Raw genomic sequence first — 8,119 nt, forward strand, 5'->3', positions numbered from 1 at the left:
GGCGTTTTGCGCATCCTTGGAGACACGCAGCAACTCGTCGATCTTGATATGCAGGATGTCGTTGTCGCGGTTTTGCGTGTTCTGGATCAGGAACACCATCAGGAAGGTAATGATGGTGGTCGAGGTATTGATGATCAGTTGCCAGGTATCGTTGTAATGGAAATAAGGCCCGCTGAGGCTCCACAGGAAAATCAGTGCGACAGCCGCGTAGAAGGTGCGGGCACTGCCTGCCCAGCGGGATAGAGATTGGGAGACTGCAGAGAATTTCATGACCGTTGTTCCTTGACCGGTGGGTGATGAAATTATTGACCGCAGGCGTGCTTTGAAATTTCTTTTTACATTTGAGGATTTGAACACAGTAGTGCTCTTTCCTCCGGCTATTAGGAATAGGCCTACTTCGCCTAATGAATGGCCGGAGCAAGACTGGGTTTTTATCCCGGTGTTCTCCCATGCACGCTAACGCCACCTGCGACTTGCACACGCTCTACAGTAAAACCGAAGAACATTTCTTTGCCGCGGTGTGCCCAACGCATCGCCGCTACGGCGACGGTATCAACGCTTATTTCACCGATGAGTATTTCAGCCCGTTCAATTTGTTGTTTATCCGGGTCGGCAGCACCTTGCTGGACAACGCTTTGGCCGCACCGTTGGAGCTGGTCCGGCGTACCACGCAGGCAATACGTGTGGTGATCCATGAGGAAAAGCTCGAAGCGCTGGGCGAGGTGTTTTTGGCACACGGCTTTAAGCCCGCCGAAAAGACCACCGCGATGGTGGGTGACCTGGCGGGCCTGGCTCCATGGCCAGGCGAGAGCGGTGTACAGATCCAGCTGACGCGGAACATGCACGATTGGGCTGAGCCCTTTGGCAGTGCGTTCAGGAGACTGCCCGAGGAGGTTGCGCGTTATCAGGCCCGGCACCAGCGGGCCCTGGACGCGGGTCAGGCGCTTTACCACTTCACCTTGTCCGATGAGGGGCAGGTAAGGTCTTCGCTGGTGCTGTCCCTGTGTGATGGCGAGGCTCGGCTTAGCGATATCGGCACAACCATGGAGTTTCGTGGCAGAGGGTACGCCTCTCGATTGATCCATGCCGCTCTGCTTCACGCGTCGAGCATCGGGGCACTGCGATGCTTTCTGGAAGCCACGCAGGATGCCTTGGCGCTGTACCGGCATTTAGGTTTCGAGCCTTTGTACGAGTGCCAGGCCTTTACCCGTGGCGCCATTGCAGACGCGTAATCAGAGGGCCAGCGTTGCCTGGCCGCGATCTTCAAGCGCCAGTAAATACTGCTTGGCCTCAAGCCCTCCGGCAAACCCGGTCAGCCCGCCCGAGGCACCAATCACCCGGTGGCAGGGCGCAATGATCGAGATAGGGTTGCGGCCATTGGCTGCGCCTACCGCGCGCACGGCCTTGGGGTTGCCGATCTGCTGGGCAATCTGGCTGTAGCTGCGGGTTTCGCCGAAGGGGATGGTCAGCAATGCCTGCCAGACTTGCTTTTGGAAATCGGTGCCGTCGAAATCCAGCTCCAGATCGAACTGGTTGCGGGTGCCGGTGAAGTATTCCCGTAGCTGACGCTCGGCTTCCAATAACACCGGGCTGTCGTCGGCTTGATGCAACTCGCCCAGACGCACGCGATTGGCGCGTTCTGTTTCCCACAGGATGGCGTTGAGTTTGCCGTTGCGCGCCACCAGGGTGAGCTGGCCGACGGGGGAAGGCATGAGCTTGTATTGGTAAGACATGAGCGGGTTCCTCGACAGGCTTGGATAAAGGTACGACGCTACTGTAGTTTCATCCGCTTGCTCGGAAACTGCGTTTCTTGCGGTCGAATTCCTTCAGGGTCTAAAAGCGTTTCTATAGCCAATTGGAAAAAAGCGGGTACAAGAAATACCGAAAAACAGTGTAGAGCGCCATCAGCACGGAGGGCGTACTCAGCAAAAATAGCGAAATGGTGTTGAGCAAGGTGGCAATCGAGGTGAGCACTGCCATCGGGCGGCTTGCGTATTGCCAGGCGAGCTTTGTGCCATAGGCCGACGCTGCAAGTGCTCCAAGCGACAATAACAGCCCAAACGGAAATGGCAGCCTCACAAACGTGACCATCAATGGCAGAACCACCACCCAGCCCACCACTTGGCGCAGGGCAGAGTTATGCGTGTGTTGTTCAGGTTCAGGCATTACAGATCATCCCGATCTCAGTGCAGACGAACTGACATCATCTCGATAAGAAGTCGCCGCTGCAGTCAGACTTTGCTGAGCTGACGTTACCGTTCCTGCTGCAGCACCTTGAGCGCCGCCGACGCCAGGAACCCCGACCGGCTTTTTTCTTCCGGGTGGCTGAGTACATAGTCATCGATGCGATTGAGCAGGTAACCGGGCAGGGTAATGTTGAGCTTTTGTGCCTTGCCCAGGTATTTGGTCACATCGATGTCGATCACGGCCCAGGTGCAGCCGGCGTATTCGGGGTTGGCCGCGTGCAGGGTGACTTTTTGCGCAGGGGGAATCGGCGCGCCATCCTCTGCAAGGATTTCGAAGTGCCCTTCGATCGCTTCGCGGGCCATGGCCATGGCGTCGTCCAGGTCGTCGCCGGCGGAGTAGCAGCCAGGGATATCCGGCACTTCCACGCCCCAGGCGTTTTCCTGGTCACCGATTGAGATTGCGATGGGGTAAAGCATGTCTATTGCCCTCCAGAGACGCTCAGCTCAGCAGCGCCTGTTTCAAAATGCTCTTGGCGGTCTTGTCCAACAGGTCCTTCTTTGGATGAGGAATCGTCACCAGCCCCGGTTTGGTCGGGTGTTTGAAGTGGTGATGACTGCCTCGGGTACGCACCAGGTACCAGCCGTCCGCAACAATGTGACCTATCAAATATCGGCTATCCACAGCACCTCCTTGTGGTGTGTGTTGGTGGTGACTATAACCACTGAAAATAATTTATCAACACTCTACCTACCGACGGCTGACGACCGGCGTTTCGGTAAGTGCTGAATGAAGTGTATGAGCCTTTGAAAACGGCGTCGTAGAGAGGTATTGCGGGGATTTTCGAGGTGTTACTCAGTGTGTAAAGCCTGCGCGAGCACGGCCAGAAACGCGTCAGCCAACAGGCTTTTGCTGGCTGCAGGTGTCAGCACCAACAGCTGCGCACAGGCATCCACCTCGATCATGGGTTTATAGGTGACACCCTTGTTCATCAAGCTGCGGGTACATTCGGGCACCAACGCCACGCCCTGTCCGGCGGCCACCAACGCGATGATCGAGGTGATCTGCCGCCCGGTCGGCCCGGCACGCAGGGGCACGCCGTGGTGGCGATACAACTGCTCGATCGACTGATTCAACCCCGACCCATAATCGGGCGGAAACAGAATCAGCGGGTAAGCACTGAGCTGCGCCAGGCTCACCTGTGCCTGGCCGGCTAACGGGCTTTCACTGGAAACCGCCGCCCACAAGCGCTCCTCACCCAGCGACAGCGCTTGCACGGCCGGGCTTTGCGGCAGCAGACGACTCAGGCCGATATCCAGGCGCCCATCTGCCACCTGTGCGCCCAGGCTGCCGGAAGCGCATTCCACCAAGGTCAACTGCACATCGGGAAAACCTTGGGCGAAGGCCTGGATCGCCTGGCTGAACAGGTCCGACAGCGCGATCGAACTGACGTAACCCAGGGTCAGTTGCCCAGCAGTCCCGGCGGCCAATTTACCGGCGATTACCTGTGCCAGTTCCACCTGTTCCAACACGCCACGCGCATAGGGCAAGAACGAACGGCCCTGGGCGGTGAGAGTCACCGTGCGGCTGGTGCGATCAAACAACTTGAAGCCCAACTCCGTTTCCAGCGCCGAGATCTGCCGGGTCAGCGGCGGCTGAGCCAGGTGCAGGCGAAGGGCTGCGCGGCCGAAGTGCAATTCTTCGGCGACCGTCAGAAAGTAACGCAGCTTGCGTAGGTCGAGCATCCTGATCCTTGGGTATTGATCGGTTCGAATTCGGTATTGGTTTAAGACCCGCTGGCCATTCTATAAAGACCTCACAAAATAAAACGAGAGGTTTCATGAAACCGCGCCTGCATTGTGCCCGTCTTGCCCTGTTCCTGTGTGGCTGCGCGGCGTTTCTTAACCTGTACGCCACCCAGAGCATCCTGACCACCTTCGCCGCGCAGTTTCATATCAGCGCCAAGGCGGCGGGCTGGAGTATCACAGTTACGACCCTGGCCGTGGCGATGACCGCGCCATTTGTCAGCCGGCTGACCGCGCGTTTCGAGCAGCGCACAGTCATCGCCGTGGCCGCGCTGTTGCTGGCGGTGCCCGCGCTGATGACCGCCTACGCCGACAGCTTTGCCGAAGTGCTGGTGTGGCGTTTTCTGGAAGGCATGTTGATCCCGGTGGTGTTTGCCACCAGCGTGGCTTACATCGGCGACCGATGGCGCGGCGCCACGGTGACCGAAGTCACCAGCCTCTATGTGGCGGGCACCGTACTGGGCGGGTTCGCCGGGCGCTTCGTCACCGGCGTGACGACCGAATATGTCGGCTGGCGCGAGGCCTTCGAATTGTTGGCCGTATTGAGCTTGATGGTCGGTGGGTTCATTCAGTTTTTGCTGCCCGATAACCGGCCGCGAGTCGCACCGGTCAAGGCTTTTTCGTCAGGCGTTTTTCGTAAGCCATTGGTGGCTGCCTACGCCGTAGGGTTTTGCGTGTTGTTCTCCCAGGTTGCGGCATTTACCTACGCGGGTCTGTACCTTGGCCTACCGCCTTTCAACCTCGGGCCTGCGGCCTTGGGCACGCTGTACATGGTGTTTCTGCTGGCCTTGATCGTGATCCCGATCGCCGGCCGCCTCAGCAAAGCCCGGCCCCACGCCGAGCTGCTGGCGGTTGCCGCGACGCTTGGCATCGGTGGCTCGGCGCTGACCCTCGCGCCGTCGCTATGGTGCATTGTCGTGGGGCTGGCCCTCAGTTCCACTGGCGTCTTTCTCGCCCAGGCCGCCGCCAACGCGTTCATCAGCGCCACCGCGCAGGGCAACAAAGCGGGTGCCGTAGGCGTTTACCTCACGTGTTATTACCTGGGCGGCAGTTGCGGTGCCATCGTCCCCGCACTGATGTGGGAGCGCTGGGGCTGGGCTGGGTGTGTAGCGCTGATCATCGGCTTCCAACTGCTGACGTTGTTGATCGCCCTGACTGGCTGGAAGCCTCTTAAACCTGAGTTGATCCAAGCATCATGACCAACACAATCGCTGTGCCTGCGCGAGAAACCTCTAACCGCCGCCGTTCGCTGATCGCCGGCTGCGGTGCCCATGCCGTACACGATGGCCTCACGGATGTGATCTATGTGCTGCTGCCGATTTGGCAGGCACAGTTCGCTCTTTCCTACGCGCAGATAGGACTGTTGCGTGGTGCCTATTCCGGGATGATGGCCGTGTTCCAGCTGATGGCCAGCCGCGCCGCCCGACGATGGGGGCGCATGCCGATGCTGGTGGGCGGCACGGCGCTTGCTGGCGTCGCTTATTTGCTGGTGGGGCAGGCCACTGGGCTGATCATGCTGCTATTGGCTTTGCTGTTAGGCGGTTTGGGCGCCAGCACCCAACACCCATTAGCCTCTTCGATGATTACTGATGCTTACGAGAACGACGGCGGGGTCAAGCAAGCCCTGTCTCAATACAATTTTTCCGGCGATATCGGCAAAACCCTGATCCCGGGGTTGGTCGGGCTGTTGCTCACCGTCATCAGTTGGCGCGCCAGTGCCACACTGTTGGGGTTGCTCGGCCTGGCTGCGGCGGGGTTGTTGTGGTGGTTGGTGCCTGCGCAAGTAGCCGAATCCGCGTCTACAAAAACGGCCAAGCCGACTGGCGGAACTGGCTCTGTCACCGGCCTGCGCGCGTTGATCCTCACCGGTACGCTCGACAGCGCCGTGCGCATGGGCTTTCTTACTTTCCTGCCGTTTCTGTTGCAAGCCAAAGGCGCGGGAACTGCCGGTATCGGCCTGGCGTTGACGCTGCTGTTTATCGGTGGCGCCTTCGGCAAATTGCTCTGCGGCTACTTGGGTGCCCGCATCGGCATGATGAAAACCGTATGGCTGACGGAAACCAGCACGGCGCTGCTGATCATAGCCGCCGTGTACCTGCCGCTGAATGGCCTGATGGTGATGCTGCCGCTGCTGGGCCTGATGCTCAATGGCACTTCTTCAGTGCTGTACGGCGCCGTGCCGGACCTGGCGGCGGCGGGAAAACGCGAGCAAGCATTTGCGGTGTTCTACACCGGCACAATCGGCGGCGGCGCGCTGGCACCCGTGGTATTCGGTGGGGTGGGCGACGCGCTGGGTGTACCGGTGGCGGTGATGGTACTGGCGGGCATGTTGTTGGTGACGTTGCCGCTGGCGTGGGTGGTGCAGCGGGGGTGTGCGCCTCAAACAGTCGAATAATTGCTGGTATGCCCAGGCCGAGCCAACAGATCAATGCCCAGTGAGTGAAGCACCTTCAGAACCGTTTCAAAACGAGGTTTTGCGCCCGGGGCAAATGCCTTGTACAAGCTCTCGCGCCCTACGCCCGCATCCGTGGCGATCTTTGTCATGCCACGGGCTTTGGCTACGTAGCCTACGGCGCGAAGGAACTCTTCGTTGTCACCGTCAGCCAGCACCTGAGAAAGGTATTCGCTGATGGCCTCATCACTGTCGAGCAGCTCGGCCATATCAAATGTCGTCAGTGTTTGAGTCATGATCAAACCTCCTTAGCCAATTTTTTTGCTCGCCGGATATCGGCCTCTTGTGAGGACTTGTCGCCACCTGCCTGCAAGATGACGACCTCCCTGCCGCGCAGGGTGAAATAAACGCGATAACCTGCACCTACGTCTATCCGCATCTCTGAAACGTCGCCGCCCAGCACCTTGAAATCCCCCAGATTGCCCACACTGGCTCGCTCGATACGTCGAGCAATGGTGATTTTTGCTCGCAGATCGCGGATCGCCGAGCACCATTGAGTGAAGGCTTGGGTTTGCTGGATCGAATAACGCACGGGGCCTCACAGAATCTCACTGTATCTACTTGGATACGGGTTGGCAAGAGACACGTCAGTGTCGAAGGCTGGGGAGAGTGATGCGAGGGCGCGCCGGTTTCAAACGTTCTTCAGGGTTTTCCTATTGCCAGAATTTACAGTCTGAAGGAGAACGGTACAGCGGTCCTGAATGTTGCGTTATTGCCTACACAACACTCAGAATCGTCTGAGTTGTACGCCTTGGACGAGCGCTTTAAGGTTCGTTTGCCGCTGCCCATCAGCGGTCGGGTTTAGTAGCCCGATTTGATCAACGGCGTATGGCTGTCCTATCAGTCAGGCATCTCGATGTCTGTTCTCAATGGTGGCTGTACGCAGGGCACTTTCGAGTGCGCCGGTTTCGTTGATCCGCCGGTCTACTAACCTGCATACAGCCGCCACCCATTGTTTAGTAGCTCTGGAAGGTGGTCCTTACCGAGGATCAACAGATGTGTACTGACGCCTGTAACCCAACCGCGACCCTGTTCAGCGTTCGCCCTGAAGCCAACACCGAAGCCTTGCTCGCCAACGCCTACGAAACCATTGCCGGCGCGGGTGCCATGACCAATGAGTTCGCCGAAAGCCTGCCTTCTCAACATCGCTACCTGGCCTTGGCCATTCAGCAAATGATCGAACTGGGGCTGATGCTGGTAGAAGCGGCGCAAGACCGCGTCGACCGCGCCGCGTAGGTTTTTCACCCCCTGCAACAGGCTTGCCTTCCCAGGCCGCACATACCAAGGGGAAGGGGAGCCAGATACCCTGCATCGGAACAGGTCGCTCAGGCATGAAGCCAAATTTAGAACATAAAAAAACCGGCCACCAAGGGCCGGTTTTTTTATGCATCTCCCGCCAGAACCAACCTGACGCAAGACCAAAATCTGAGTGGAGCGGGTAGAGGGAATCGAACCCTCGTCGGAAGCTTGGGAAGCTACTGTTCTACCATTAAACTATACCCGCTCAGAGCGGCTGACTTTGTACCAGATGTTCGCCGGGATTTGAAGTTTTTCTTCGAAAAATGTGTGAGTGGCGCTCATCAAGTTTTTGTGGGAACTGGCTTGCCTGCGATCGCCATAGGTATCTACACAATCGGTTAACACGAAGTCTGCGGCAGGTAGGCTGTTGTGGCGAAGA

Annotated in this window: 13 protein-coding genes and 1 tRNA gene; 4 read left to right on the forward strand and 10 right to left on the reverse strand. The window is 58.3% G+C overall.

The window, feature by feature from the left end:
• The coding region (locus K0H48_RS02085) for a low affinity iron permease family protein (protein WP_219266217.1) at positions 1–270 on the reverse strand (270 nt) is incomplete at its 3' end.
• 179 nt (positions 271–449) lie between these two features.
• Between K0H48_RS02085 and K0H48_RS02090 the strand changes: the two genes are divergently transcribed.
• The gene (locus K0H48_RS02090; RefSeq protein WP_219266218.1) at positions 450–1,232 is read left to right on the forward strand and encodes an N-acetyltransferase; all 783 of its coding nucleotides are present in this window, start codon (positions 450–452) and stop codon (positions 1,230–1,232) included.
• On the opposite strand, the gene K0H48_RS02095 is transcribed toward K0H48_RS02090, so the two are convergent.
• From K0H48_RS02095 to K0H48_RS02115, 5 genes are all read right to left on the reverse strand, one after another.
• Positions 1,233–1,733 carry a methylated-DNA--[protein]-cysteine S-methyltransferase gene (locus K0H48_RS02095; RefSeq protein WP_219266219.1) on the reverse strand — a complete coding sequence of 167 codons (501 nt, stop codon included), beginning with the start codon at positions 1,731–1,733 and terminating at the stop codon, positions 1,233–1,235.
• Between the two features lie 112 nt (positions 1,734–1,845).
• Positions 1,846–2,166 carry a hypothetical protein gene (locus K0H48_RS02100; RefSeq protein ID WP_219266220.1) on the reverse strand — a complete coding sequence of 107 codons (321 nt, stop codon included), beginning with the start codon at positions 2,164–2,166 and terminating at the stop codon, positions 1,846–1,848.
• An 86-nt stretch (positions 2,167–2,252) separates the two neighbouring features.
• Positions 2,253–2,663, reverse strand: a complete 411-nt coding sequence (locus K0H48_RS02105; RefSeq protein WP_219266221.1) for a type II toxin-antitoxin system HicB family antitoxin — start codon at positions 2,661–2,663, stop codon at positions 2,253–2,255.
• 22 nt (positions 2,664–2,685) lie between these two features.
• A complete protein-coding gene (locus K0H48_RS02110) occupies positions 2,686–2,868 on the reverse strand; it encodes a type II toxin-antitoxin system HicA family toxin (RefSeq protein ID WP_017736377.1) in 183 nt (60 codons plus the stop codon).
• Between the two features lie 167 nt (positions 2,869–3,035).
• Positions 3,036–3,929: a LysR family transcriptional regulator gene (locus K0H48_RS02115; protein WP_219266222.1), complete on the reverse strand. Its 894-nt coding sequence runs from the start codon at positions 3,927–3,929 to the stop codon at positions 3,036–3,038.
• 95 nt (positions 3,930–4,024) lie between these two features.
• Between K0H48_RS02115 and K0H48_RS02120 the strand changes: the two genes are divergently transcribed.
• Positions 4,025–5,188, forward strand: a complete 1,164-nt coding sequence (locus K0H48_RS02120) for an MFS transporter (protein ID WP_219266223.1) — start codon at positions 4,025–4,027, stop codon at positions 5,186–5,188.
• On the forward strand, positions 5,185–6,384 hold the full coding sequence (locus tag K0H48_RS02125) for an MFS transporter (protein ID WP_219266224.1): 1,200 nt from the start codon (positions 5,185–5,187) through the stop codon (positions 6,382–6,384). Before K0H48_RS02120 ends, K0H48_RS02125 begins: the two co-directional genes overlap by 4 nt.
• On the opposite strand, the gene K0H48_RS02130 is transcribed toward K0H48_RS02125, so the two are convergent.
• A complete protein-coding gene (locus tag K0H48_RS02130; protein ID WP_138816335.1) occupies positions 6,369–6,677 on the reverse strand; it encodes an addiction module antidote protein in 309 nt (102 codons plus the stop codon). The genes K0H48_RS02125 and K0H48_RS02130 overlap by 16 nt on opposite strands.
• Before the next feature lie 2 nt (positions 6,678–6,679).
• Complete coding sequence (locus K0H48_RS02135) at positions 6,680–6,973, reverse strand: type II toxin-antitoxin system RelE/ParE family toxin (RefSeq protein ID WP_219266225.1); 294 nt, start codon at positions 6,971–6,973, stop codon at positions 6,680–6,682.
• Between the two features lie 464 nt (positions 6,974–7,437).
• On the opposite strand from K0H48_RS02135, the gene K0H48_RS02140 reads away from it, so the two are divergent.
• Positions 7,438–7,677 carry a DUF6124 family protein gene (locus tag K0H48_RS02140; protein ID WP_056857397.1) on the forward strand — a complete coding sequence of 80 codons (240 nt, stop codon included), beginning with the start codon at positions 7,438–7,440 and terminating at the stop codon, positions 7,675–7,677.
• A 194-nt stretch (positions 7,678–7,871) separates the two neighbouring features.
• On the opposite strand, the gene K0H48_RS02145 is transcribed toward K0H48_RS02140, so the two are convergent.
• Together K0H48_RS02145 and K0H48_RS02150 are read right to left on the reverse strand one after the other, a co-directional pair.
• Positions 7,872–7,945 (reverse strand) — tRNA-Gly (locus K0H48_RS02145).
• Positions 7,936–8,119: hypothetical protein (locus tag K0H48_RS02150; RefSeq protein WP_219266226.1), on the reverse strand; the 184-nt coding region annotated here is incomplete at its 5' end. The genes K0H48_RS02150 and K0H48_RS02145, both read right to left, overlap by 10 nt.

Origin of the sequence: Pseudomonas sp. Xaverov 259 (assembly GCF_019352915.1) — a bacterium.
Classification (GTDB): domain Bacteria; phylum Pseudomonadota; class Gammaproteobacteria; order Pseudomonadales; family Pseudomonadaceae; genus Aquipseudomonas.

Excerpts from the sequence above, each read along its gene's own strand:
- K0H48_RS02130 (WP_138816335.1), bottom strand. The coding sequence starts at position 6,677 with ATGACTCAAACACTGACGACATTTGATATGGCCGAGCTGCTCGACAGT.
- K0H48_RS02105 (WP_219266221.1), bottom strand. The coding sequence starts at position 2,663 with ATGCTTTACCCCATCGCAATCTCAATCGGTGACCAGGAAAACGCCTGG.
- K0H48_RS02140 (WP_056857397.1), top strand. The coding sequence starts at position 7,438 with ATGTGTACTGACGCCTGTAACCCAACCGCGACCCTGTTCAGCGTTCGC.
- K0H48_RS02090 (WP_219266218.1), top strand. The coding sequence starts at position 450 with ATGCACGCTAACGCCACCTGCGACTTGCACACGCTCTACAGTAAAACC.
- K0H48_RS02100 (WP_219266220.1), bottom strand. The coding sequence starts at position 2,166 with ATGCCTGAACCTGAACAACACACGCATAACTCTGCCCTGCGCCAAGTG.
- K0H48_RS02120 (WP_219266223.1), top strand. The coding sequence starts at position 4,025 with ATGAAACCGCGCCTGCATTGTGCCCGTCTTGCCCTGTTCCTGTGTGGC.
- K0H48_RS02125 (WP_219266224.1), top strand. The coding sequence starts at position 5,185 with ATGACCAACACAATCGCTGTGCCTGCGCGAGAAACCTCTAACCGCCGC.
- K0H48_RS02115 (WP_219266222.1), bottom strand. The coding sequence starts at position 3,929 with ATGCTCGACCTACGCAAGCTGCGTTACTTTCTGACGGTCGCCGAAGAA.
- K0H48_RS02095 (WP_219266219.1), bottom strand. The coding sequence starts at position 1,733 with ATGTCTTACCAATACAAGCTCATGCCTTCCCCCGTCGGCCAGCTCACC.